25 protein-coding genes and 3 tRNA genes are annotated in these 25,370 nt (G+C 31.6%); 4 read left to right on the top strand and 24 right to left on the bottom strand.

The features are described 5' to 3' along the window. Window positions 1–138: 138 nt before the first annotated feature. The 8 genes from ACKOWY_RS00195 to fabG form a co-directional block, all read right to left on the bottom strand. On the bottom strand, window positions 139–1,518 hold the full coding sequence (locus ACKOWY_RS00195; protein WP_408939428.1) for a sensor histidine kinase: 1,380 nt from the start codon (window positions 1,516–1,518) through the stop codon (window positions 139–141). A gap of 3 nt (window positions 1,519–1,521) precedes the next feature. Next, window positions 1,522–2,190 carry a response regulator transcription factor gene (locus tag ACKOWY_RS00190; RefSeq protein WP_408939427.1) on the bottom strand — a complete coding sequence of 223 codons (669 nt, stop codon included), beginning with the start codon at window positions 2,188–2,190 and terminating at the stop codon, window positions 1,522–1,524. 1 nt (window position 2,191) lies between these two features. Continuing rightward, window positions 2,192–3,622, bottom strand: coding sequence for a DUF3570 domain-containing protein (locus tag ACKOWY_RS00185; RefSeq protein WP_408939426.1), 1,431 nt, complete (start codon window positions 3,620–3,622; stop codon window positions 2,192–2,194). A 1-nt stretch (window position 3,623) separates the two neighbouring features. After that, window positions 3,624–3,833, bottom strand: a complete 210-nt coding sequence (locus ACKOWY_RS00180) for a DUF4266 domain-containing protein (RefSeq protein WP_408939425.1) — start codon at window positions 3,831–3,833, stop codon at window positions 3,624–3,626. After that, window positions 3,826–4,815, bottom strand: coding sequence for an FAD:protein FMN transferase (locus ACKOWY_RS00175; protein WP_408939424.1), 990 nt, complete (start codon window positions 4,813–4,815; stop codon window positions 3,826–3,828). Before ACKOWY_RS00175 ends, ACKOWY_RS00180 begins: the two co-directional genes overlap by 8 nt. Before the next feature lie 2 nt (window positions 4,816–4,817). After that, window positions 4,818–5,258: a thioredoxin family protein gene (locus ACKOWY_RS00170; RefSeq protein ID WP_408939423.1), complete on the bottom strand. Its 441-nt coding sequence runs from the start codon at window positions 5,256–5,258 to the stop codon at window positions 4,818–4,820. 170 nt (window positions 5,259–5,428) lie between these two features. Then, window positions 5,429–7,456, bottom strand: a complete 2,028-nt coding sequence (locus tag ACKOWY_RS00165; RefSeq protein WP_408939422.1) for a hypothetical protein — start codon at window positions 7,454–7,456, stop codon at window positions 5,429–5,431. A gap of 40 nt (window positions 7,457–7,496) precedes the next feature. After that, window positions 7,497–8,243 (bottom strand): 3-oxoacyl-[acyl-carrier-protein] reductase, encoded by a 747-nt coding sequence (fabG, locus tag ACKOWY_RS00160; RefSeq protein ID WP_408939421.1) that lies wholly within the window; start codon window positions 8,241–8,243, stop codon window positions 7,497–7,499. A 209-nt stretch (window positions 8,244–8,452) separates the two neighbouring features. On the opposite strand from fabG, the gene ACKOWY_RS00155 reads away from it, so the two are divergent. After that, window positions 8,453–9,631: a cytochrome-c peroxidase gene (locus ACKOWY_RS00155; RefSeq protein WP_408939420.1), complete on the top strand. Its 1,179-nt coding sequence runs from the start codon at window positions 8,453–8,455 to the stop codon at window positions 9,629–9,631. Between the two features lie 63 nt (window positions 9,632–9,694). Here the strand turns inward: ACKOWY_RS00155 and sucD are convergent, their stop codons facing one another. The 8 genes from sucD to ACKOWY_RS00115 all read right to left on the bottom strand — a co-directional run bounded on the left by sucD (window position 9,695) and on the right by ACKOWY_RS00115 (window position 17,220). Then, window positions 9,695–10,567, bottom strand: coding sequence for a succinate--CoA ligase subunit alpha (gene sucD, locus ACKOWY_RS00150; protein ID WP_408939419.1), 873 nt, complete (start codon window positions 10,565–10,567; stop codon window positions 9,695–9,697). A 118-nt stretch (window positions 10,568–10,685) separates the two neighbouring features. Beyond that, a complete protein-coding gene (locus ACKOWY_RS00145) occupies window positions 10,686–11,048 on the bottom strand; it encodes a nuclear transport factor 2 family protein (RefSeq protein ID WP_408939418.1) in 363 nt (120 codons plus the stop codon). Window positions 11,049–11,051: 3 nt separating this feature from the next. Further along, a complete protein-coding gene (locus ACKOWY_RS00140; protein ID WP_408939417.1) occupies window positions 11,052–11,978 on the bottom strand; it encodes a UDP-3-O-(3-hydroxymyristoyl)glucosamine N-acyltransferase in 927 nt (308 codons plus the stop codon). A gap of 11 nt (window positions 11,979–11,989) precedes the next feature. After that, window positions 11,990–12,556, bottom strand: coding sequence for an elongation factor P (gene efp / locus ACKOWY_RS00135; RefSeq protein WP_408939416.1), 567 nt, complete (start codon window positions 12,554–12,556; stop codon window positions 11,990–11,992). A gap of 62 nt (window positions 12,557–12,618) precedes the next feature. Next, a complete protein-coding gene (lpxA, locus tag ACKOWY_RS00130; protein WP_408939415.1) occupies window positions 12,619–13,404 on the bottom strand; it encodes an acyl-ACP--UDP-N-acetylglucosamine O-acyltransferase in 786 nt (261 codons plus the stop codon). A 72-nt stretch (window positions 13,405–13,476) separates the two neighbouring features. Beyond that, window positions 13,477–14,865, bottom strand: coding sequence for a bifunctional UDP-3-O-[3-hydroxymyristoyl] N-acetylglucosamine deacetylase/3-hydroxyacyl-ACP dehydratase (locus ACKOWY_RS00125; RefSeq protein WP_408939414.1), 1,389 nt, complete (start codon window positions 14,863–14,865; stop codon window positions 13,477–13,479). Between the two features lie 26 nt (window positions 14,866–14,891). Next, window positions 14,892–15,911, bottom strand: coding sequence for a UDP-3-O-(3-hydroxymyristoyl)glucosamine N-acyltransferase (gene lpxD, locus ACKOWY_RS00120; RefSeq protein ID WP_408939413.1), 1,020 nt, complete (start codon window positions 15,909–15,911; stop codon window positions 14,892–14,894). A 73-nt stretch (window positions 15,912–15,984) separates the two neighbouring features. Then, the gene (locus tag ACKOWY_RS00115) at window positions 15,985–17,220 is read right to left on the bottom strand and encodes an HD domain-containing protein (protein WP_408939412.1); all 1,236 of its coding nucleotides are present in this window, start codon (window positions 17,218–17,220) and stop codon (window positions 15,985–15,987) included. 263 nt (window positions 17,221–17,483) lie between these two features. Here ACKOWY_RS00115 and ACKOWY_RS00110 point away from each other — a divergent pair, with 263 nt between their 5' ends. After that, window positions 17,484–18,806 carry a hydroxymethylglutaryl-CoA synthase family protein gene (locus ACKOWY_RS00110; protein WP_408939411.1) on the top strand — a complete coding sequence of 441 codons (1,323 nt, stop codon included), beginning with the start codon at window positions 17,484–17,486 and terminating at the stop codon, window positions 18,804–18,806. Here the strand turns inward: ACKOWY_RS00110 and ACKOWY_RS00105 are convergent. Next, window positions 18,803–19,729 carry an alpha/beta hydrolase gene (locus ACKOWY_RS00105; protein ID WP_408939410.1) on the bottom strand — a complete coding sequence of 309 codons (927 nt, stop codon included), beginning with the start codon at window positions 19,727–19,729 and terminating at the stop codon, window positions 18,803–18,805. The two genes, ACKOWY_RS00110 and ACKOWY_RS00105, sit on opposite strands and share 4 nt — an antisense overlap. A gap of 145 nt (window positions 19,730–19,874) precedes the next feature. Here ACKOWY_RS00105 and ACKOWY_RS00100 point away from each other — a divergent pair, with 145 nt between their 5' ends. After that, the gene (locus ACKOWY_RS00100) at window positions 19,875–20,648 is read left to right on the top strand and encodes a hypothetical protein (RefSeq protein WP_408939409.1); all 774 of its coding nucleotides are present in this window, start codon (window positions 19,875–19,877) and stop codon (window positions 20,646–20,648) included. A gap of 1 nt (window position 20,649) precedes the next feature. Continuing rightward, complete coding sequence (locus ACKOWY_RS00095; protein WP_408939408.1) at window positions 20,650–20,919, top strand: DUF3884 family protein; 270 nt, start codon at window positions 20,650–20,652, stop codon at window positions 20,917–20,919. Here the strand turns inward: ACKOWY_RS00095 and ACKOWY_RS00090 are convergent. The 7 genes from ACKOWY_RS00090 to ACKOWY_RS00060 all read right to left on the bottom strand — a co-directional run bounded on the left by ACKOWY_RS00090 (window position 20,916) and on the right by ACKOWY_RS00060 (window position 25,142). Continuing rightward, on the bottom strand, window positions 20,916–21,611 hold the full coding sequence (locus tag ACKOWY_RS00090) for a M15 family metallopeptidase (protein ID WP_408939407.1): 696 nt from the start codon (window positions 21,609–21,611) through the stop codon (window positions 20,916–20,918). The two genes, ACKOWY_RS00095 and ACKOWY_RS00090, sit on opposite strands and share 4 nt — an antisense overlap. 105 nt (window positions 21,612–21,716) lie before the next feature. After that, window positions 21,717–23,342, bottom strand: a complete 1,626-nt coding sequence (locus ACKOWY_RS00085; protein WP_408939406.1) for a hypothetical protein — start codon at window positions 23,340–23,342, stop codon at window positions 21,717–21,719. A gap of 5 nt (window positions 23,343–23,347) precedes the next feature. Further along, complete coding sequence (locus tag ACKOWY_RS00080) at window positions 23,348–23,830, bottom strand: T9SS type A sorting domain-containing protein (RefSeq protein WP_408939405.1); 483 nt, start codon at window positions 23,828–23,830, stop codon at window positions 23,348–23,350. A gap of 96 nt (window positions 23,831–23,926) precedes the next feature. Next, window positions 23,927–24,484 (bottom strand): Crp/Fnr family transcriptional regulator, encoded by a 558-nt coding sequence (locus tag ACKOWY_RS00075; RefSeq protein WP_408939404.1) that lies wholly within the window; start codon window positions 24,482–24,484, stop codon window positions 23,927–23,929. 378 nt (window positions 24,485–24,862) lie between these two features. Beyond that, a tRNA-Arg gene (locus tag ACKOWY_RS00070) sits at window positions 24,863–24,936 on the bottom strand. Window positions 24,937–24,968: 32 nt separating this feature from the next. After that, window positions 24,969–25,043 (bottom strand) — tRNA-Pro (locus ACKOWY_RS00065). Window positions 25,044–25,055: 12 nt separating this feature from the next. Beyond that, window positions 25,056–25,142 (bottom strand) — tRNA-Ser (locus ACKOWY_RS00060). Window positions 25,143–25,370: the final 228 nt, after the last annotated feature.

Below are 25,370 nucleotides of genomic sequence, written 5' to 3'. Positions count from 1 at the left end.
GACCATAAGCCGAATTGATTACGCTTTTGTTTTTAATAGAAAAACCAATTAGTATTATTCCTAAACCTAAAATTGTCCCAATAATTGGAAAGTGGTTTACCACCATATGATAATGCGCTTCATTCATGATAATTAAATTTATATTATTAAAGTAACTGTTGTTCCGAGATTTTCTTCACTTGATAATTTAAGATCGATGTTTAAGACATCACAAAGTCTTTTTGCTATTGATAATCCAAGCCCTATTCCTCCTATTTTTGTATGATTTGATGTGAAATTGGTTCTGTAAAAGGCATTAAATACTTTTTCAATTTCTTCATTTGCTATTCCAATTCCATGATCTTCAATTTTTATTGATGTTTTATTATCAATATGTTCTATTGAGATAGTAATTGAGCTTTTAATTTTGGAATATTTTATGGCATTTGATATTAGATTATGCAAAATAATAGAAAGAAGGTATTTGTCTGAATTTATGAAATAAGGAGAATTACAATCAAAAATAATTGTTATTTGCTGTTTTTGTAATTCATTAGAAAACTGATTGATAACCTCATTAATTATGTCATTTATATTATGTTTTTCAATTCTAAGAAATAATTTTTGATTTTCAAGACGTGCTAATAATAGCAATTGATCAACTAAATTGTTCATTCTATCTATCTCGGAAATACATAAATTTATTTTGCTTTGATATTCCTCAGTATTTCTAGGTTTTCGAATCAATACTTCTAATGTTCCTTTAATTACAGCAAGTGGGGTTCGTAATTCATGTGAAGCATCGGAAGTAAATTGCTTTTCTCTTTCAATAGTATTTGCAATTCGATCTAATAAATTGTTTATTGTATTTGACAATACAAATAATTCATCTTTATTTTTAGGTAAAGGTAAACGAGTGGACAAATTATTTTTATTAATTGTTTCGGATATAGCAATTATATTGTTTATTGGTTTTATACTCTTTCCGGCAATAAATTGAGAAATGAAAAATAAGGTCAATAATACAATTGGAAATAAAATATATAAAATTTTACTAAGACTATTCAATACATCATTTTCTTCAGCAGTAGATAAGGCTACCATTAAATAACCTTGAATTTTTGAATTAAAATATAATGGAACTTGAATTTGACGAATGCTTTTATCCAAAACTATCAAGTTAGATATTTCTTCTTTTTTTATATTCTTTTTAAATAATAATTTACGGGTAGATAAGTTTCTAGATTTCTCAATAATATTACCTTTTAAATCAGTGACTTGTAAAAAGACTGGATCTACAAAAGCCTCATTATGTTCTCTTTTTTCCCATTCTTCATGATCGTTAATTTTTAATATATTTTTTTGAAAACCAACTTTAAGTTTGTATTCATTAACTTCTTTTCTAAGTTGATCATTTATGTTTTTATTTATGGTTGCGGATACAATATTATAAATAGAAAAAAACACTACAAAAATTAATAATGCAGCAGAAATAATATAGTAAAAAGCGATTCGGTTTTTAAGAGATAATTTACTCATAATTTAAATATCATTAGCGATGTATCCAACACCTCTAATAGTTTTAACGATATCATTATCTTTATTGATATTTAGTTTTTTCCTAATTGAATTCATAAAAACATCTATAACACCGGTATCGTAGTCAAAATGTATGTTCCATACTTTTTCGATAATTTCGGTTCTAGTACAAACCCTCCCCTTATTGTTAACTAAATATAGAAGCAACTCATATTCTCTTTGTGTTAAAGCAACAATAACATCATCACAAGTTACAATATGTTTAGCAGTATCAATTACTAAGTTTCCTAGAGTTACAATTTTATTTGCAGAAATATTTCTAAAATGAACTTTTATTCTTTCTAATAGTTCATCAAAGCTAAATGGCTTCTTGATATAATCGTTAGCACCAGCTTGAAAACCTTCAATAGTTTCCTGGATTGTATCTTTTGCTGTTAAAAAAAGTATTGGTATTTGATAGTTTTTCTCTCTAATTTTTTGGCATACTTCAATACCAGACATTTTTGGGAGCATCCAATCAAGTAAAATTAAATCATTCTTTTGTTGTAGTGCTAATTCTAAACCAAGTAGGCCATCATTAGCAACTTCTATAGTGTATCCCTCCTCTTCTAACCCTTGGGTCAAAAAATTTGAAATCCCAATTTCATCTTCAATGATTAATATTTTAGCCATTTTATAAAACAAATTTGAAATTAAATGTAAAAATATTAGCATTCAACCCATCACTTCTTTGATAATAATTATAACGAAAGTCTATATTTTTTAGTCCAAATCCAAATAATTTGAAATTTGTAAAAATATCTAAATAAGTTGCCCCAACTCCATATTGATTACTTTGAAATTTTGATAAATCATAGTCTGAAGTATAATAAGTTTCTGTTGAAACATGCTGCTCAAATGGTGCAAAATAACTACATGCATTTTGCGAATAATAACGATACATTGGGTAAACGGTATATTTATCATTAATTTTAATTGGAATTTCAATATTTGCAGTATGAGAATTTATTCCCCAATCATCTGTATAATAACGATAGTAAGTGCGAATTTTAAAAATTTCATCTAGATAATAATTAACTCGAATACCAACAGGAAACTTTAATCTTGTACTAGGTAATCGTTCAATATCATCAGCCAATCTATAAACTCCCACATTATTAGAAGATTCATAACTAGAAATATATTGTTTTGTACCTATGTAATAATTTGCCATATCAGAAAAATACATTCTGTGATACGGAGTTGATAACAATCCCTCTTGACGCAATAAATCAAAAAACAAAGAAAGTTGTAATTTTCGATTTATAATTTGTGAAAAACTAAAAGAAACAGAATAAGAATTCCTTTTCTCAACATCTAGTGTTTTAAATTTAATTGGTTTGTATAAATTGGAACCAACACCATTTTCGTTCATAATTGTAACACCAGATAAATATCCATTATATTGAAAAGTTGATCCATATTTTGCATATTCATGGAGTTCGGTTGGGTATATTGGTCTCCATTTATCCAAATAGATGTTAGTTTTTAAACTCAACTCGGTATTTTTTTTATTAAATAATTTGGTTATTCCGCCGCCAAATCCAAAAGAGGTATAATCATATTCATTCGATGCAGAAACATCAGCATTCCAAATAAAGTTTCTAGAATCACTACTATGGCTATAGTTTCCGCTTATACTAATTAATTTATCTGAAGCTGAAGCCCCAGATGAAGCTAACCAAGGAGTTCCAATTGGTGGGGAATTCGTTGTTGTTGTATGTCCCGATGCGCCTGAGGTTGTGCTATTACTCATGAACGGATTAATGTTACTAGATGAAGCCGAAGTGTAAGCAGAGATTCCGGTATCAATAGTTAAAACATCATCATCATTCATAGGAACTGCAACAACAATATTTGTAGCAAAATCAGTTAGTTTTTCAGAACCTATTCCTCCAGAAACTGCAGAATGAGTCCCATCTTGCTTATAATAACTCATTAATATATCGGCTTCTGTATTTTCTAAAACTGCTTTTTTAAATTTTACCACAGTATCTTTTGCTTTTTCTTGAGAAAAAGAAATCAAAGTAATAAATAATAATAAAATCAAAAGATGGTTTTTCATATTAATTACAGCCACAGCCTCCTCCTGATTTTCCCCCATTAGCTCCTGCAGCACCTTCTCTATATACCTGGAAGTTAACTTCATGTCTCTCTGAAGTTCGGGCTCCAAGTTTCATTTCAGGGTCATTAATTAATTCCTTTTCATATTCCTTTACACTCACGCAGGATGTGAAACAAATTGCAATTAACTGTAAAATTATAAGTTTATTCATTTTTATATTTTTTTAAATCAATTTTATCTGAGGCATATACTTTTCCTGTATCATCAACCATAATACAGCTAATACCAGGTAATTTGTTTACAAGCTCCATCCCTTTTTCTTTACCTAAAACAAAAATCCCTGTTGCTAAAGCATCAGCTATTTCAGTAGTTTTAGCAAATACAGAAACACTTACCAACCCTTTCGCTGGATAACCAGTTCTTGGATCAATTATGTGCGAATAACGAATTCCATTAAAAACTACAAATTTTTCATAACTACCCGAAGTTTCTACAGCAGAATCTTCTAAAGGAAACATGGCAAAAATTTTATTTTTATTCATCGGATTTTTAATTCCGACTTTCCATTGCTTACCGTTTGGTTGTTTTCCCCAAGTACTAATATCGCCTGAAACATTTATTATTCCCGAAACTACGCCTTTCGATTTTAATAACTTAGTCACCATGTCAGCAATATACCCCTGACCTATTCCGCCAAGTCCTAATTTCATTCCGGGTAATATTAAATAAATAGAACTGTTTTTTTTGTCTAAAATAATATTTTTATAACCAATTTTAGAAACCGACTCTTTTATTGCTACTTCCGAAGGCATTTCCTTCATAGACCCATCAAATTTCCAAATTTTATCCATTGAGGCATAACTAATATCAAACGCACCATCAGTGATTTCAGCAATTTTAATGGCTCGTTCTACTAAGTTGTATAACTCTTCAGAAACTACAATTGGCTTGATTCCAGCGTTTCTATTAATTTCTGAAATTGGAGTTGTTGGAATCCAGTCTGAAATTAAATTTTCAATTCTTTTAACTTCAGCTATACCAATATCTATGTTTTGATTGATCTCTATGGTGTCTTTTCCTACTAAAGTTATCTCAAAAGGACTTCCAAGTAAACTAACAACCCTTTTATGAATAATCTGTGAATGGACATCATTAAGGCAAAATAACAATGCTAATAGTACAATTCGTTTCATCACTATTTAGCTAATTCTTTAATTTTATCTAAATATTCAGAACCTTCCAAATTCAAATAGCCCAATACCCCAAGAACTTTCTCATCTTTATCTAAAAGCAAAACATACGGAAAATTACCATCTTGATTGTATTTTTCTGCTAAAGCTAAATTTTGTTTACGCAATGCATCAGGTAATTGATTGGATTTCTTTTTTGGAAAATCTGCTCTATACATAACATAATTATCCTTTGCATATTTATTAAAATCTGGAGATTGCCACACTGCTTTATCTAATTTTATACAGGGTCCACACCAGTCTGATCCAGAAAAAACCAATATTATTTTTCTGTTTTTTTCTTTGGCTTCGATCTTTGCTTCTTCAAATGAAGATTTCCATTGTTGCGCATTACCCACAATTGAGATACTTGATATAATCAGAAATAATACTATTTTTCTACTCATAATTTATTAGAAAAATTAATGTTTAAGGAGGTAATTTATTTTATGTAAACCTATAAATAATAACGTATTTATATGCCTTCATTGGAAGTTATTATCAAAATTTTAAGTTAATCTTAATTTTATTTTTTAAGATTTTGAGGAAATGATAAAAATAATAGTTCTAATTGAATTTACAATAAACCATTGTATTTTCTTACAAACCATTCACAAGCAAGTATAATACAAATTAGAATTAATAACCAATACCAATCAATAAGCGGTTTTTTTTGGACTATTGCTTTTTCAACAGGCTTGTAATTAGGGTTTTCAAGTAAATTTTTAATCAATAAATCCACTTGATTTGACACATAAGCCGTACCTTTTGTTTGGGATGCCAATTGTTTCAACTTTTCTAAATCTGGATTTACAAATTGTTTTTCTATGTCAAAATCAATAATTTCAAATGAGCTAGAATAACTATAATTAGAATTTAATTCTTTTACTTGAAAAGTATAATTACCTGGTAGAAGTCCTTCTAAATTTACCTTGAAGTTAGAATTGGCTTTTAATAAATCATACTTTTTTACTTGTTTGGTTTTAGAATTAGTGACCGCTATAGTTAATCGCGCCTTTTCATCTAACTCATAGTTTTTATTAAAATATTGGGCTGAAATTTCTATGGCATCACCCGAATTATAAAATCGTTCGTGGTTAACAATAAGTGACTTTTTAGAGTCGTTAGAGGCTAAAAATTGTATCGTTTTATCCAAGAAAACATCAAATTCTTCAAACGACTTATTACTCACATAACTCTCAGCTCTCCATTTCCAAATATTTTCACCAAATAAATAAGCATTTCTTTTGCCAGAAATATCTGAAAATGCAAGCAATGGCGCATTTGTTGAAACATTGCGAATACTTGAACTCAATAATGTGGTTACATTTGGTTTGGCTGTTATGGTTCCAAAAGGATTTTCAAGTGGAGGAAAATTATCAAACCCAATATTATCAAGAGCAAACAGATTAAAATTTGAATTAAAACTTGCCAAATAATCTTCTTTTTGAGAAGACATTTTAAATTCAAAATCCGATTGATATTGGTTTAAAAAGTTAAAATCGGTTTTATTCCCAGTGATAATAAAGGTATTTATCTTGAAATTTTTATTTGAATCAAAAATCGATTTAAATTCAGCTGTAGGTTGATAAATAATTAATACATTATAATTACCTAAAGAATTGATTTGATTAGGTTTAATAATAGTTGCTTTACGTTGTGCATTAGTTTCAATTGCACGTTTTATTGCTCCTAAATCGGGGTGATTAATTGAAGAAATTAACGCTATCTCTGATCTTTGATCAATTACTTCAACTGCAAATTTCTTAGTATTATTATAACTGTTTTTTTCTGCTTCTGATGAAGTGATTTTAGCATTGTATATTTGAACTCCTGTTTTATTGGTAGGCAGCAATACATTTACAACTTCCGATTTTTTATTTGGAGAAAAGGAAATACTCTGACTTATAAATGTTTCATTTCCTTGAGAAATAGTAAATTTAGCAGAAACCGACTTACTTCCAGCATACGTTAAAAAGACCTCTGCCGGAAATTTATTCTTGTGAAAAGCATATTTATTTACGTTTATGGTATTTATTTTTAAATCTAAATAAGTGGTTGTATCCCCTACTACAATTGGGTAAACTTTATTATTTTGATTAAAACTAAATACATAATCAGTTCCAGATGTTTGATTTCCATCGGTAATTAAAACTGTAGGAAAAGTTCTATTTTTATAAATACTATTTAAATTAGTTGCAACCAGGTCAATTTTTGTTTGTTTCCCTTTAAAATCAAAAATTTCAGACGATTTAAATTCAGTATCAAAACCATATGATTGCACATCAAATTTTTCTTTTAATTCAGAATTTGAAACCAGCTTTTCATAAACTTCTTTTGAATTGGAATCCGCTTTTAAATCAGTAATTGACGCTGAATTATCTACAACTATAGGAAGCGGTGTTTTAATTGTTTCAAATGTGCTTCGAGAAATAACTGGATTTATTAGTAATAGTAAAATTCCGAATACGGTAATGAAACGTAAAAAAGCCAATAGCTTGGTCGATGCCGACAAACTTTTGGCTTTATACAAATATTGGAAATAAGAAAATCCACTTGCTATTAAAACAGAAAGGAGAATTAATAAAACAGTGGAAGTATTCATTATTTGGTTATTTCAAATTCTGTTTGTAAAACGGCAAAAATTAAGTTAACATTCCACCACAAACATTTAGTACTTGACCAGAAACATAGGCGCTCATATCAGAAGCAAAATACAAACAAGCATTTGCAACATCTTCTGGAGTTCCTCCTCGTTTCAATGGAATAGAATCTCTCCATCCTTGAACAACATCAGCATTTAATTTAGCCGTCATTTCGGTTTCAATAAATCCAGGAGCAATAGCATTGCAACGGATGTTTCTGGACCCTAATTCTAAGGCAATCGATTTTGTAAAACCAATCATACCCGCTTTAGAAGCAGAATAATTAGCTTGTCCGGCATTACCCTTCACTCCTACTACACTACTCATATTTACAATTGAACCACTACGGTTTTTAAGCATAATTTTTTGTACCGCTTTAGTCATATTGAATACCGATTTCAAATTGATTTCAATTACATTATCAAAATCTTCTTCGCTCATTCGCATAAGCAAATTGTCTTTTGTAATACCGGCATTGTTAATCAATACGTCAACAGTACCAAAATCTTCTAAAACCGCATCAACTAATGCTTGTGCTTCATTAAAATTGGCAGCATTTGATTTATATCCTTTTGCTTTAATTCCTAAAGCATTTAATTCATTTTCAAGAACCATAGCCGATTCTGCTGATGAGCTGTAAGTGAAAGCTATATTGGCTCCGTGTTGTGCAAAAACTTTCGCAATTCCACTTCCAATTCCACGACTTGCGCCCGTAATGATAGCGACTTTTCCTTCCAATAATTTCATTTTAATAAGAGTATTTATTTGTTTATTGATTTGCAAATATAAGAAATACAAATTAAGTACTTTACTAGCTATATTACAATTGCAGACTAAATAATTATATTTTACAGCAATAAAATTAAAGAAATAACGTCTATAGTAATATAGTTTGTTAAATTAAACTATTTAGCTATCAATTAGTCATATGAAATATTAACTAAAACTGTTGAATCATGAAAAATTTAAGACTTTTATTATTCGTCCCGATTCTTTTTATTTCTTGCAGTAAATCAAATGATTATGCTTCTATAGAAGATTATCCAAATGTAAAAGCAACTTTTGGATCAACTATAGATTTAAATAGTTTGTTAAATTATCAAAATCAAACCATTCCGTCCTATATAACTAAAGACAACTCTTTGGTAAATCCGATTACCAATAAAGGAGCTACACTTGGAAGAGTGTTGTTTTATGACAAAAAATTATCTTCAAACAATACGATTTCGTGTGCAAGTTGTCATCAACAAGCAAATGCTTTTAGTGATATAGCAGTAGCAAGTATAGGTGTTAATGGAACAACCGGTAGGCACGCAATGCGTTTAATCAATACCCGATTTTCAAACGAAAGTAAATTTTTCTGGGATGAAAGAGCGGCTTCGTTAGAAATCCAAACTACCCAACCTATAAGAAATCATGCTGAAATGGGGTACAGCGGAACGAATGGTGATCTTACTTTTGCAGATTTAATTACAAAACTTAACGCTGTAGGATATTACAAAGAGTTATTTAAATATGTTTATGGAACTGAAGAAATTACAGAAAGTAAAATTCAGCTTGCTTTAGGTCAGTTTATAAGAAGTATTCAGTCTTTTGATTCAAAATACGATACAGGGAGAGCGCTTGCTACGAATGATAATCAAGCATTTTCAAATTTTACAACACAGGAAAATAACGGAAAAAATTTATTTATAACACCTCCAACTTTTGATGCAACTGGAAATAGAACTGGTGGTGGGTTAGGTTGTGCTGGTTGTCATGCTGCCCCTGAATTCGATATTGATCCAAATACAAAAAATAATGGGATAATTGGAACGATTGGAAGTAATACGTTAGATATAACCAACACTAGGGCTCCTTCGTTAAGAGATTTAGTTAAGGTAGATGGAGCCACAAATGGTCCTATGATGCATACTGGCGTGATCACTTCACTACAAGCAGCTATAGGACATTATGGTACTATAAATATTGCACCTGGAAATTCAAATTTAGATCCGAGATTGATGCCAAATGGATTTGGGCAGCAACTCCATTTAACTTCTACGGAAGTTAATTCGGTTATAGCATTTTTAAGAACCTTATCGGGAACTGCAGTTTATACCGATGCACGTTGGTCCAATCCATTTCCAAATTAATATATTAAATAAAAAAGCCTTACAAATTGTAGGGCTTTTTTTAATTATAATCTAGGTATTAGTTTATCCTAATACTTCTTTAACTTTTTTACCAATTTCTGCAGGAGAATCAACAACGTGGATTCCGCATTCTCTCATGATACGTTTTTTTGCTTCAGCTGTATCGTCAGATCCACCAACAATAGCACCTGCATGACCCATTGTACGACCTTTAGGAGCAGTTTCACCAGCAATAAAACCTACAACCGGTTTTCTATTTCCGTCTGCTTTAATCCATTTTGCTGCATCAGCTTCAAGTTGACCACCAATTTCACCAATCATAACAATACAGTTGGTTTCTGGATCGTTCATTAATAATTCAACTGCTTGTTTTGTTGTAGTTCCAATAATTGGATCTCCACCAATACCAATTGCAGTAGTAACTCCTAATCCTTGTTTTCCGACTTGATCAGCAGCTTCATATGTTAAAGTTCCCGATTTTGAAACAATCCCTACAGTACCTTTTTTGAAAACAAAACCTGGCATAATACCAACTTTAGCTTCACCTGGAGTAATAATTCCTGGGCAGTTTGGACCAATTAATCGGCAATTTCTATCTTTAATATAATCATAAGCTTTAATCATATCAGCAACCGGAATACCTTCAGTAATACAAATAATTACTTTGATACCTGCATCAGCAGCTTCCATAATTGCATCAGCAGCAAATGCTGGCGGAACAAAAATAATAGTAGTGTCTGCACCTGCTTTATCAACTGCATCTTTTACTGTATTAAATACAGGACGGTCTAAATGTGTAGAACCACCTTTTCCTGGAGTAACTCCACCAACTACATTGGTTCCGTATTCAATCATTTGCTGTGCGTGAAAAGTTCCTTCACTTCCAGTAAAACCTTGTACAATTATTTTTGAATCTTTGTTAACTAAAACGCTCATGATATATTTATTATATTGTGTTTATTTTTTGTGATGCAAAAGTATAAAATAGTAATTAGTATTTAGTAATTAGTAATTAGTTTTTTTATAAATCTTGCTAAATTTCTATATATGTTGATTAATTGAATTGACTCATTTGATAACCTCTAAACAATTTATTGTCTTTGATTTCCCAAATAACAAAAAAATGCGCTAATAGCATTTCCTCTCTAGGATTTTCAAATGTTTTTACAAAATGGGAATATCGAACAGAAACCATTTGTCCTTCTGCAATAACGTGAGTAATTCTCATTTTAGAGCGCACATAGGCTTTGCTTAAATCTGAAGTCAATCGTAAGACATCATCAAAATCCATTTGAACAAATCCCTTGCTGCTATTCCATTCGATAATCAATTCAGGATGTAAAAATTCTTTTACCTCCGACTGATTTAATATTAAATCATTTTTATAAAAATCTAAAACCAATTCTTTTGGTGTCATAACTTATGATTTTTTTAGAAGTTCAGGAATGCGTTTAATATTGGCTAACTGTTTTAATTTTTCTCTGGACTCTTCAATTGGAGTACCAAAATAAGTTTTGCCTCCTTCAACCGATTTTGTTACTCCGGTTTGACCTAAAACAACTGCTTTCCTACCTATTGTAATTCCGCTGGTAGTTCCTACTTGTCCCCACAAAGTCACTTCGTCTTCTATTACAACACAACCTGCAATACCTGTTTGTGCTGCAATTAAACATTTTTTACCAATTACAGTATCATGACCAACATGAACCTGATTGTCTATTTTTGTTCCTTCACCTATGGTTGTATCTCCAGTCACTCCCTTATCAATAGTGCACAGCGCACCAATACCAACATTATTTTCTATTACAACTCTTCCACCAGAAAGTAATTGATCAAAACCTGTTTCTCTCTTTTTATAATAAAAGGCATCCGCACCTAAAATTGTACCTGCTTGAATAATTACATTATCACCAATCATGCAATTATCATAAACTGTAACATTGGCATGCAGAATACAATTTTTACCAATTGTAACATTATGTCCAATAAAACAATTGGGTTGAATAATGGTACCCTCCCCTATTGTTGCCGATTCAGAAATGGAAACATTGGCAGCAGTAAACGGTTTAAAATGATTGGTAAGTTTATTGAAATCCCTAAATGGATCATCAGAAATCAATAGTGCTTTACCTTCCGGACAATCAACTTCTTTGTTAATCAATACTATTGTTGCAGCAGATTGAAGTGCCTTTTCATAATATTTAGGATGATCTACAAATACGATATCACCTTCTGTTACTACATGAATTTCATTCATGCCATAAACTGGAAAATCGGATGCTCCAACAAAAGAACATCCAATTATTTCAGCAATATCTTGAAGTGTATGTGGTTTAGTAAATTTCATTCAAAAGAAATTTATTCTTTAACACGTTCCATGTAAGAACCTGTAGCAGTATCAATTTTAATTTTATCTCCTTCGTTAATGAATAAAGGTACATTTACTGAAGCTCCAGTTTCAACTTTTGCAGGTTTAGTAGCGTTTGTAGCTGTATTTCCTTTTACTCCAGGTTCTGCATAAGTTACTTCTAATACAATTGAAGCTGGCATATCAACAGAAAGCGGCATGTCCGTTTCGGTATTAATTTGAACCATTACTAAAGTCCCTTCTTTTAATAATTCTGGTGCATCTAATATCTTTTTTTCAAGAGTAATTTGCTCGTAAGACTCCGTATTCATGAAGTGATATTGATCCCCTTCGTTGTATAAAAACTGAAATGTTTGTGTTTCTACACGGATATCATCAATTTTATGACCTGCAGAAAAAGTGTTTTCTAATACTTTTCCATTAGTTAAACTTTTTAATTTAGTTCTTACAAACGCTGGACCTTTTCCAGGTTTAACATGTAAAAATTCGATAATTTTATAAATATCGTGATTGTATTTAATGCATAATCCGTTTCTAATATCTGAAGTAGATGCCATTTTTAATATTTATTTATTGTTATAGTTTAATGTTTATTTGTTTTTTATATGATAAATGAAAATTAATATCCTCCTGAATATCCTTTCATGATTCCACGAGATGAGTTTCTAATGAAATCTAATATTTCATCACGCTCTGGAGAAGCAGCCATTTCGGCTTCAATAATTCCAACAGCTTGAGAAGTATTGTAATTTTTTTGATAAAGGATTCGGTAGATGTCTTGAATTTCTCTAATTTTTTCGGAAGTAAAACCTCTTCTTCTCAATCCAACCGAGTTAATTCCAACATAAGAAAGAGGCTCTTTTGCGGCTTTGGTATAAGGTGGAACATCTTTTCGAACCAAAGATCCACCTGAAATCATAGCGTGATCGCCAACATGTATGAATTGATGCAATGCAGCCAATCCACCAATTATTGCATAATTTCCAACAATTACATGTCCGGCTAAAGCTACACCATTTACAATTATGGCATTGTCGCCAATATGGCAATCGTGAGCGATATGTGCAGTTGCCATAATCAAACAATTGTTTCCAATTTTGGTTTGACCTGAAGCAATAGTTCCTCTATTTATAGTAACACACTCTCTAACGGTAGTATTATCACCAATAATTGCAAGAGAATCTTCACCTCCAAATTTTAAATCTTGGGGAATTGCAGAAATTACAGCCCCTGGAAAAATATTACAATTTTTACCAATTCGGGCACCTTCCATTATGGTTACATTAGATCCGATCCAAGTGCCATCGCCAATTTCTACATTATTGTGAATGGTTGTAAAAGGTTCAATTACAACATTCTTAGCGATTTTTGCGCCCGGATGAACATAAGCTAATGGTTGATTCATATTTTATAATTTTTTGTAAATGTAATAGGTATTTGTTAATTATGGAAATTAGTTAAAAAATACCATTAAATATTATTGTTTTTTAGCAATTTGAGCCATTAATTCTGCCTCAGCAACTAACTTGCCATTTGCATAAGCATTAGCTTGCATGTGACAAATTCCTCTTCGAATTGGGGTAATTAAGTCACATTTAAATAATAGTGTATCTCCAGGAAGTACTTTATGCTTGAACTTCACATTGTCTATTTTCATAAAGTAAGTCAAATAGTTTTCAGGATCTGGAACCGTGCTTAATACTAATATTCCACCCGATTGTGCCATGGCTTCTACAATTAATACTCCAGGCATTACAGGAGCATCTGGAAAATGTCCGACAAAGAAATTTTCATTCATCGTTACATTTTTCATACCTACCACATGGGTTGCCGACATTTCAATAATTCGATCAATTAATAAGAAAGGTGGTCGGTGTGGAAGAATATTCATAATTTGATGAATATCCATTAATGGTGGTAAGTTTAAATCGTATGCAGGAACTTGATTTTTTTGCTCAATCTTAATCATTTTTGCCATTTTCTTTGCAAACTGTGTGTTTACGAAATGACCTGGTTTGTTTGCAATAACTTTACCTTTAATGCGCATTCCAATTAAAGCCAAATCACCAATTACATCAAGTAATTTATGACGTGCCGCTTCATTAGGATAATGCAATGTAAGATTATCTAAAATTCCGTTTTCTTTTACAGAAATGTGATCTTTACCAAATGCTTTTTTAAGACTTTCCATTGTTTGAGCAGATATTTCTTTATCTACATAAACAATAGCATTATTTAAATCTCCACCTTTAATTAAACCATCATTTAGTAGATTTTCTAATTCATGTAAAAAACTAAAAGTTCGCGCATCAGAAATTTCCGATTTAAAATCAGCTATATTCTTCAACGTAGCATTTTGAGTTCCCAATACTTTAGTGCCAAAATCTACCATTGTTGTAATTTGATACTCATCAGAAGGCATAACTATTATTTCACTTCCGGTAGTTTCATCTACAAATGAAATTACTTCTTTAACTACATAATATTTACGTTCTGCATCTTGCTCAACTACCCCAACTTTCTCAATTGCTTCAACAAAATATTTAGAGGAACCATCCATAATTGGTGGTTCTGATTCATTCAATTCTATAATAACATTATCTACATCCAATCCAACAAAAGCAGCTAATACATGCTCTGAAGTTTGAATTTTTACTCCAAGTTTCTCTAAATTGGTACCACGTTGAGTATTTACAACATAGTTAGCATCGGCTTCAATAACAGGGCTTCCTTCCAAATCAACTCTCACAAAAGTGAATCCATTATCTATTGGTGCCGGCTTAAAAGTCATTTTTACTTCTTTTCCAGTGTGTAATCCAACGCCAGTAAGTGAAATTTCACTTTTAATGGTTTTTTGCTTTACCATAATATAAATCTAATTTGTATATAATTTTATTCTAATTTCTTTTTTAACTCTTCAATTTCAGTAACAATTTTTGGTAAATTTCTGAAATGAACATACGATTTGCTAAAATCACCATAAGTAAATGCAGGAGATCCTTGCACTACTTCACCATCTTTTAATGATTTTCCTATTCCCGATTGTGCTTGAATACGCACATTATCTCCAATGGTAATGTGTCCAGCAACTCCTACTTGCCCTCCAATCATGCAGTTTTTTCCTATTTTGGTAGATCCTGCAATTCCGGTTTGTGCTGCAATAACGGTGTTTTCACCAATTTCTACATTATGCGCAATCTGAATTTGATTATCAAGTTTCACTCCTTTTCTAATAATTGTCGAACCCATAGTGGCTCTATCAACTGTTGTGCAAGCACCAATCTCTACATCATCTTCCAGAATAACATTTCCTATTTGAGGTATTTTACTGTAAGTTCCATCGTCATGTGGAGCAAAACCAAATCCATCCGAACCTACAATTACGCCCGAATGAATTACACAATTATTTCCGATTTCGGTTTCAGAATACACGCGAACACCTGCAAAAAACACACAGTTGTCACCAATGATTACATTATCGCCAATAAAAGTATTTGGATATATTTTTACATTCTTTCCAATTTTCACATTCTTTCCTACATAACAAAAGCTACCTAAATATAAATCTTCACCATAAGTAACCCCTTCTGAAATAACCGAAGGCTGCTCAATTCCCGATTTCATTAATTTAACTTGATTGTAGTATTCTAAAAGTTTGGAGAACGATTGGTACGGATCATCCACTTTTATTAAGGTTGTAGTAATGGGATGCTCTGGCTCAAAGTTTTTATTTACAATTGTAATTGTTGCTTGAGTGGAATAAATATAATTTTGATATTTTGGATTGGATAAAAAGGTCAGTGAACCTGGAATCCCCTCCTCTATTTTAGCCAATTTATTTACTTCAGCATTGGGGTTGCCTACTACATCGCCATTTAATATGCCTGCAATTTGTTCTGCTGTGAATTTCATTGAATCAAAATTATATTCCGTCTTAATAGATAGAACATGAATAGTTGCAAAAATAAGAAATTATATTTAAACACTAGATATCTAATAGCACTTTTGGAAAACAGATGTAATATTTAGTAACCGATTTTGAAAGTGCTTTTACTTGCAGTTGATCGGAAGAATCAACTAAGTTTTCTATACTTCCATCTTTTTTCAAAATTCGTATAGGCTCACTTTCTTTATTGTAAGCTTGGTTTTTTAATTTTCCTTTGAAAACAAAATAATTAGCCTCCTTTTCGGAAATTGAATACAAATTCAACAATTTACTCTTGTATTGGTCTAGTTTTTCTGTATCTACTTTTTCGTCCAATACAATGATTTTTAATAAATCCCTGTTGATTATCATCTTGCTTAAGGAACTCAAAATAAAATCATCATGAAATTGCAATGCTTTTATTGCTCCGAGTACATCATAATCATCCAATTGAGAAAAGGTAATTAGTTCCTCTAAATCAAATTGAGCGCTAGTTATTTTATTATTTAGAAAAAAAGATAGTGGTTTACTACACTCCAATTGTTCGCCTTTTTGGGTAAGTTCTTTGGCTCTTTTTAATATTTTAGTCAATGTAATTTCGGCTACAACAGAAGTCTTATGAAGGTAGGCTTGCCAATACATTAATCGTCTGGCAACCAAAAATTTCTCTACCGAATAAATTCCTTTATCTTCAATAACAAGCACCTCGTCTTGTACATTCATCATTTGAATCAAACGATCGCTGTTGATATTTCCTTCCGCAACTCCACTGTAAAAACTATCACGTTTTAAATAATCCATGCGATCCATATCCAACTGACTTGAAATCAATTGAAGCATGAATTTTCGGTGGTATTCTCCCTTAAAAATTTGAATTGCCAAATCCAATTTACCTTCAAATTCAACATTTAGGGCATTCATAAATTTTAGCGAAATTTCCTCATGATGCACCTCTTCTACAATACTGTGTTCCATAGCGTGACTAAAGGGACCATGGCCAATGTCGTGTAACAATATAGCGATATATAAGGCATTTTCCTCATCATTGGAAATAGAAACTCCTTTAAAACGAAGCGTTTGAACTGCTTTTTGCATGATGTGCATGCAGCCCAAAGCATGATGAAAACGGGTGTGATGTGCACCAGGATAAACCAAATAAGACAATCCCATTTGTGAAATCCTTCTCAAACGTTGAAAATAAGGATGCTGAATTAAATCGTAAATTAGGGAATTTGGTATGTTAATAAACCCATAAATTGGGTCATTGAAAATCTTTAATTTATTGGTAGCAATCACAATTGTATTGATTTATTTTAACTACACAAATGTACTATTTTTTTAGATTATAAAAAGGAAACTAAAACAGACTGATTTTTATCTCCAAGTAGCATTAATATCTTTTAGTATCTGATTGAAAAAATAAGAAAAACAAAAAAAATAGACATAAAAATGGGCTAATATTATCACATTCATAATTCGTATTTCAATTTAATAAAATTATAATTTGTTGAGGCTTTTTTGCGTTATCAATTAATAAATTTGCCCAAAATTAAGAGACCATGAAAGTAGGAATTGATAACATTTCAATTGACATCCCTAAAATATATTTGCCAATACAAACCTTGGCATTGAATAGAAATATTGAACCTGATAAACTAATTAAAGGTTTGGGTTTGCAAAAAATGAGTTTCCCCGATGTACATAATGATGTAGTCACTTTTGCAGCAAATGCGGTTTTCAAATTACTGAAACAAGAAGAAATTAATCCAGCAGAAATTGCTCGCATTTATGTAGGAACAGAAAGTGCAGTAGATTCTTCAAAACCAATTGCGTCATACATTACCTCAATTTTAGAGCAACATTATGGAATAGGGACATTTAGAAAATGTGATACCTTAGATATGACTTTTGCTTGCATTGGAGCTGTAGATGCCCTACAAACTACCCTTGATTTCATAAGGTTAAACCCCACAAAAAAAGCAATTGTTGTAGCAACTGATAATGCAAAATATGATTTAAATTCTACCGGTGAATACACGCAAGGAGCGGGAGCAATTGCCATGTTAATCACTGCCAATCCTCGATTGTTGGCTTTTTCAAATGAAGTAGGAATCTCTGCCGATGGCGTTTTTGATTTTTTCAAACCAAGACGCAGTTTCTCAAAAAATGAAATTTTAAATACTTCCGACAATCCAGAGTGGTTTGGTATTCTTGAAAACGAAGTTTCTTTCTACAAAGAACAACCAGTTTTTGACGGACAATACTCCAACGAATGCTATATCAATCGAACTAGTGAGGCGTATTTTCACTACAAGGAATTAACAAATCAAAATGGGGCTATGTATCAAAATTGGGAAAATGTATTAATGCACCTTCCCTACTGTTTTCAGGCACGTAGAACTTTTGTAGAGATTTATGCAAAAGAAAACCAACTTACGGATGAAAATAAAGTAATAGCCAAAAGTGAAGCCTATCTTGATTTTGTAAACAAAGCTATTTTTCCATCTGAAATTGCTTCAGGTCAAATTGGAAATATGTACACTGGTTCTATTTTCTTAGGTTTAATTTCTACTTTAGAATATCATTTGCAAAATGAATCGGAAATTTCTGAAAAGAAAATGGGATTCATTGCCTACGGAAGTGGATCAAAATCAAAAGTATTTGAAGCTGAAATTCAGCCAGAATGGAAGTCAGTTGTAGAAAAAATTGGTTTATTTGAAAAATTAAATAACAGCACCGAAATAGATTTTGGCACCTACATTGCTTTACACAAAAAAGAACAAAAACAATCGGTAGTTGCTCCTAAAAACGAATTTGTTTTGGATTATATTGAAAAAGAAAATCCGGTGTTACTTGGCGCTCGTTACTACAAGTTGGTTTAGTTCTTTTTGCCTAGCAAAAATTCCATTGGAACTGTAAAACGTTTGCTCCAAGATTTTTCACTATGATCATTACCAATATATTTCTTGGTGATCCAACTTTTACTAGTATATCCCTTAGATTTCATAATAGCATCTACTTGAGGTTGAAGTGTTTCATACATTTCATCTAAAGTAGCAGTTCCATAATCAAAGTATATTTTATGGTCAGCTGGATTAGGTAAATGTAACTTCAAATAATTGAAAAAAGCCTTCGGAATTGGATTGCCTTTAATTCCAAAAATTCCTGGCCAATGAGTTGACATACATGCTGCTCCTCCAAAAACTTGAGGATATTCACAAATAGCATACATCGAAATCAATCCACCCATACTGCTTCCTGCCACAAAGGTGTGTGCTTTATCTGTGTAAACAGAATATTTTTTATCAATAAAAGGTTTTACTTCGGTTACAATAAATTTCAAATAATTATCTGAGTTTACTTTTCCATTATTAAAAACACTTTGACCATCAGTTCTGTTGGCGTTGTAAATAGAATCTTGTTGTTTTTTTGTTAAACTTTCGAAAGGTTTTTGCGGAAAATAATCGATATGGCGCGTGATACCACCATTAAAAATACCAACAACAATTACATTCTGAATTTCAGAACCTTGCATTAGTTTTCCTAATACATCATCTACATTCCATGCTTGTTTATTCCAAGTTGTTTCCGGATCATAAAGCATTTGCCCATCGTGCATGTATAAAACTGAATATTTTCTAGCTACAGAATAATTTTCAGGTAACCAAATATCAATATTTCTTGCGGTAACATATTTAGATTGGAAATTTTCTAATCGTTCTATTACTCCATTTTCAGCTTTTGGCAATGATTGAGCGATTACAGTAGTAGCAAAAAGTAAGAAGGCGATATTTTTAATATTCATAAAAGTTAGGTATTTAATCAAAACAAAATTAATCAAAATCTTGTCTATTAAAAAATAAATCATTATATTTAGTATACCCCACTACTATTGTTTAGTCTTCTAGTTTACTGTTGATTGTAATTGCTAACTCAGTAAATAGTAACAAATGCAAAAAAAGTACTTTAAGTTTTTGATTTTAACCTGTATTATTATTTTGGTTTATGGCATTGGAAATTATTTCCCGCTTGAAATCATCAAACCCAATTACCCCGAAACTGATATTTTAAACAAATCCGAATACTACCGGTTCATCGTTTCCATAATTTCTGCATTCATAACCTTTTGTGCAGTGTTAGTTGCTTTATTTAAAGATGATTTAAGAGAATATTGGAAAAGACCCCGACTGATACTAAGTGAGCCGAGTCAAATTACCATTGAAGGATTTGATGATAACGAAACTGAGATCACCAACAGGGCTTTGGTAGCCAACAAATACATTTCAAGAATTGAAATACAAAACATTGGCAATATTTCGTCAATTAACACCGAACTGCTAATTGAAAAACTAGAATTTAAGGCCAAAGACTCCACTATTATTCAGGAAATAGAATGTTACGGAAAATCATTGCCTTGGAATGGCTCCGAATCAACCACCATGGTCTTGCCTGCAGGTGTAAAACGATTGATTGATATTGTATTTATTTCTGTACCTGAAAAAATATCCAAACCCGATTCAAGTACCGTAACGAGTCCGTCTAAAATTATGATTGGAGGCATCACCAATCACATCGATAAAAATAACGGCACCTGGTTTGCAACTTTTGGATTGTATTCTCAAAATCACAGTTTGGTAACTTTTAAAGTTGAAATTGAATGGTCTGGAATATGGAAATCAAGATTAGCCGAATTCAAATCCCAATATCAAATAAAACTCGTATAAAATGAAAAAGGTATATTTAATTCAGTATCGTTCCTTCGACAGCCAACTATTTGAAAATAAAATAAAATTGTTGGGAGAATGGGTAAAATATTTTTCAGATAATTGGATCGTTTCCAGCGAATTGAGCGCCAAAGAGATTTATGAAAAAATCACAGAGGGCAATGAAAACAAAAGCATTATCATAATAGAAATCAGCACTGATAACTTCTATGGTCGAATGGATCCAAAGATTTGGAACTTTCTAAAAGCCCACAAAAAAAAGAAACCTTAATTGCAGCTCCATTTAAAATTGGATAATTTATCCTTAGTACTTTCCGATAAATTATAATGCCACCACTCAGAGGAGAACGATTTAAAGTTGTGTTTGAGCATCACTTCTTTTAGGTAAGCTCTGTTTTTAAGAATTCTTCTTGGCAAACCTTGGTAATTATGACTTGCCTCTGGTCCAAAAAAGTCAAATGGTGTTCCCATATCTACTTCTCTTCCGTTTTCATCTACTAGGGTAAGATCTAAGGCGCCACCCCTATTGTGAACCGAACCTTTGTTGGGATCGGCAACATAATCGGCATTTTGAACCAATTGCCACATTTTCTTTTGAATATCCAAGGGACGATAACAATCAAAGAGTTTGATGCGGTAACCTTTTTGCATGAATTCAGCATTGGCTTCTTTCAAATATTTTATGGTTTTCAATCTCAAATAACAATCGGCACAATCGTATACTTTTTGTTTCATGAAATTATCATTGGTGGCATATTTCATATCTAAAACAAAATCAGAGCCAAAATCGGTTAGTTTCACAAAAGTAGTATCACTAATGCCTTCGTACATGGCAATTGAGTTCCCGTTAATGTAGTTGTTTTTCAACACCCTGTTTGATTTGTAATTGGCCATTTCGGCGGTTTTACAACCCACCACAGTCAAAACCAGGAAACTAAAAAGAAAAATATAATTAAACCGCATGATTTTTCAATAATAGAAATCCAAAGGTACGGATTGGAAAGTAGAAATAAAAAAAAGCCACTAAATTTTAGTGGCTTATATAATCTATAGAATCTTTTTCAAGTTTTAGTTCATTGTAGCTAATGTTATCCATCCACCCGAAGCATTACCATATGAAATTAAAAAATCAATATCATAACCACTTCTTTGAACTACCGACCCAACAGCACCAGTATATAATGTTCCTCTAGAATAGGAATTACCATTTGTTTTGATAAAGAAACGTTGACCTCCAACAGCTGTAAACTCAAAGTAATAGGTATTTGCTGAATTTAATATTAGGTTTGAATTTGCAAAAGTCCAAGTAAATGTATTGAAATTAAATTCACCTGCAAATGGTGCCATTATACTAGCGTCAGAAGTAGCTAACAAGTTCCCGTTTGGAGCATCATATACTTTTACTTGAATGTTATCGGTGCTAAATCGAATTGCAACTGTTGCTTTAATTGAATTAAGTTTACCGGTTGATAATGTTTGTATAGTCTGACCTTGCGCCGGACCGTCATATAATGCACTTCCTCCTGTTCCTCCAGTGCCATCAGTAGGAGCTGCTATAGGTGGGGTGTAATACTGTAATTTATCAATTGTTGTGTTATAAAACATTCCTCCTACTGATGGATTTAAAATCGCATCCCTTTGAACAGTTGTCATTCTAGGAGGGTAAAATAATTGAGTAGTAGAGTTTATTTCTAAAGCAGCAGATTGAATAGGACTTTGAGTTCCTATTCCTAATTTTCCGCTCAATGTTTGATTCTCTGCTGAAATGGTTCCTGATAATACAGGAGAATTACTCATAACCACGTTCCCAGAACCTGTAATCGTATTTGAAACAATCGCATTAGTGCTATTAGTAAATAATGCCTGTGTAGGATTAGCCGTTGCTAATACTGGAGCATTTGTAAAAGTCTTTATTCCAGAAAATGATTGATTTGTAGTAGTAACAATACCGCCATTTAATGAATCGGCTGGTGATAAACTCAGAACTCCTGAATTAATAGTTGCACCATTTGAATTTGCAGTAGTGTTAATAGGTGCAATTGAAACAGTCGCATTACTTCCAGCAGGACCTTGAGGTCCAGGAATACCTTGTGGTCCCTGAGCTCCATCTAAACCAGCAGGACCTTGAACTCCAGAAATACCTTGTGGTCCCTGAGCTCCATCTAGTCCAGCAGGACCTTGTGGTCCAGGAATGCCTTGTGGTCCCTGAGCTCCATCTAGTCCAGCAGGACCTTGTGGTCCCTGAGCTCCATCTAATCCAGCAGGTCCTTGCGGACCAGGAATACCTTGAGGTCCTTGTGGACTATTTGCGGCATAAAGAGCGTAAGGCACACTTAATAATTCACTAATTCCAATAATTGAAAAATTACTTCCTCCATTAGGATCTGTAGCAATTTTAATAAAATATGGACCTTGAGACCAATCGATTGAAGAAAAATTTATTGGATTAACGGATCCAATTGCCAAACTTAATAATCCATTAGCATTAGTTGTTGCTGATTGGGTTTCAATATAAACTGAAGATCCGTTTGGAGATCCTTGTAAAATAGCAATTTGAACATTTACTGTTGAGTTAGCTATCAATAGCCCACTATTATTTCTAATTACAGATTGATAACTAAAAGAATGAGGTGCTTGTGCACATAAGTCAACTGTAATTAAAACAAACGCTATCAGAGAAAAAAGTTTCTTCATAAATTCTATTTTTTGATTATATTAAAATTTTTTATTTCAAAATTACTTCGGGAAATCTTCAATAAATATATACCAGAGGGTAAATTTTGCATATCAATCGTACTTTCGGTTAGGGTAATTGATGATTTTGAAATAAGTTGTCCATTGATATTAAAAAGTGAATAATTCAAATCGGTTAAATCAATATCTTTAATATTCAATTTAATTTTATCTATAGTAGGGATTGGAAAGACTTGTATATTTAAAGTAGATGAAAAAAAATCTTCATTAACTAAAGGTACAATACTATAAGCATGTTGAATCCCTTGTTCAACAGTAATATTGGAAAAAGAATTTGAAGAGTAAAAAATTTGTCCAATCGTGAAACTTACACTACCCTCAGAATTTATAATATTTCCGCCAGAAGACACGGGGCTTTCTTGTGCGAATATTTTAATTGCAAGCAATATAAAAATTAATACTAATTTGATTTTGTTTATTTTTTGCATAAGAGAAGTTTCTTTACAAGGAATTCATGTAAAAAATTAATATGCAAAAAAAGATGGAATTATTTATTTATTTTTTAATCTATATTAAAAAAAACTCTAAATACTACTTCGTATAACACTTAGTGTTTGTTGAGTTATACCTAAATAAGAAGCAATTTGTCCTAATGGGGCTCTTAATAATATATTCGGATAACTTTCAATCATATAATTGTATCGCTGAGAAGCGGTTTGAAATTGTATAGCATAAAGTTTGTCGGAGGTGATTTTTAAAGCATGAATTAGAATCTTTCTAGATATCTTCTCTAAATCTGGAAATTTGATCATTAATCTTTCTAAATCTTCAAATAAAATTGTTCTTATTTTACAATCTTCAAGAACTTGCAATCCGTATTTTGAATCTTGGTCATAAAAAATACTTTCGATAGGCATACTAAAAGAATTTTCATCCATAAAAAGAAAGGTAATATCTTTATCGTCATTTTGATAATACAATCTAAGTAATCCGCTTTCAACAAATATTATTTTTTTAGACCTATTATTTGGTAGTAATAAAATATCTCCCTTTAAATACACTTCTTTTTTAAATGCAACTGACAAATCATAATTTTCTATGATCAGTCCATGGTATTCTTTAAAATAATTAATTATATCCATAATTTAAGTGTTTGTAATTATTGACAAATAAAAGGTTAATTTATTTAAATTTGACTAATTATAAAAACAAATTATCAATTATTATTAATCAAAAAAAAGGTCATCAAATAAAATCTAAAAAACAAGTTTTTTTTCATTTGAAATTAATATATAGTTATCCTTAAATGTATTTTTATCAACTTCCTAAACTCTCATTTGAAAATACTTAAAACAAAAAAAACGCTCAAGCAAGCTTAGCGTTTTTTTTGTTTTTTAAATTTATTCGTGACCCCAGAAGGATTGTTTTATAACCTTCAAAGCTCCGCTTTAAAAATCAAAATCCCAAAAAATAAAATCAAAGTAAACTTCATTTTTATTTTTCAGGATTTGATTCATTCGTGATCCCAGAAGGATTCGAACCTTCGACCTACTGCTTAGAAGGCAGTTGCTCTATCCAGCTGAGCTATGGAACCAAATTAGTTTTTAATAAAAAACTAATAAAAAGTCGGGGTGGCAGGATTCGAACCTGCGGCCTCCTGCTCCCAAAGCAGGCGCGATAACCGGGCTACGCTACACCCCGAAAATTAAAAAGCGGAGAGTAAGGGATTCGAACCCTTGGTACAGTTCCCCATACGCATGTTTAGCAAACATGTCCTTTCGGCCACTCAGGCAACTCTCCAAATTCAATATAATGTATAAGAACTTTTCGCTTTAAGCGGTTGCAAATGTAATTTATCATTCTATAATTTACAACTATTTATTTCCTTTTTTTACGGAATAAAACAAATATTATTAAAACAACTTCACTCTCAATACAGTAGCGGTTACAGAATTTCACGAATTGTATCGATTCGAGAATAATTGCGCTTGGAATTCCATAATTTGCAATAAAAGATTAGTTTTGCAC

This window comes from Flavobacterium sp. (assembly GCF_046073885.1).
In the GTDB taxonomy this organism is placed as follows: domain Bacteria; phylum Bacteroidota; class Bacteroidia; order Flavobacteriales; family Flavobacteriaceae; genus Flavobacterium.
Note: the sequence above shows the minus strand (reverse complement) of the source record. Positions and strands in the feature narration are given on the sequence as shown.